This is a genomic window from Oleiphilus sp. HI0067 (assembly GCF_001635735.1).
Window position 1 is genome coordinate 1 of record NZ_LWFI01000081.1, and the last position, 845, is coordinate 845.

The 845-nt window shown below is 43.7% G+C and carries 1 pseudogene; it reads right to left on the reverse strand.

What is annotated here, in order from left to right:
- Positions 1–246: 246 nt before the first annotated feature.
- Positions 247–845: pseudogene (locus tag A3739_RS29135) on the reverse strand (sugar kinase); the annotation flags it as partial.

The following is an 845-nucleotide window of genomic DNA, read 5'->3' on the forward strand; positions in this document are numbered from 1 at the left end:
TATATTGTTGAGGCTATTTTACCGCCCGGACCAGCCAATGCGGGATCGGCCATCACACATAGAGACACCGCAATAATACCGGCCATAAATACAGATACATTTTTCATTCATACTTCCTTTTAAGTTTCTACCAGCCTAGCTAGCCGTAAAGCGCTAAAAATACAGACTTAACCTTATCAAAACAGCGATTAATAACTGATTACTCAGCACTTTTAATGAGGGAAGAGTCACACAAATATTTCATAACTAACACGCTAAGTTTCCAATCATGGCGGCAACTCCAATATTAAGAAAAGCCCCACTATTAAACTCCAAATAATCATCCACCATTCCGTCGCTAAAGATCACTCCGTTCCCCGACATAAGCGATGAAACTGTCATCGACGATTCTGTTTCTACGGAACCATAAACCAACTCAGTACCTGTTGTTTGACTCGGAAAAGGCTCTCTAACAGCAAACTTAAGTTGATTCGTATCCCAAGCAAAAGAAGCATCGATTTCTCTGCTCCCACCAATGACACCAGAGGCTCCAGCGACAACACTTTTTAACCAACCCGTACTGCCTAATCCCGTTGAGATGATAATTCCACTGGAAGACTGAACTTCGCGCTTTCCGTCTACCTGAATCTCATATCGAGCAGAGGTTTGGTAGCGAGGTCCGATAAATAGATCGTTTACGGCCAACAACTCTTGCCCGTCGTTTAGCGTGGCCTTTGCCATTGTGATTTGCTTTGACTGGTAATTGCTTTTAACAACGTCACCGAATATCAAAGGCGCGTCTTTTACTTGGAACGGTAGCAGCAGACCATCAAACCTTGCTGGATCCGGGTTCACTCCTATTACTG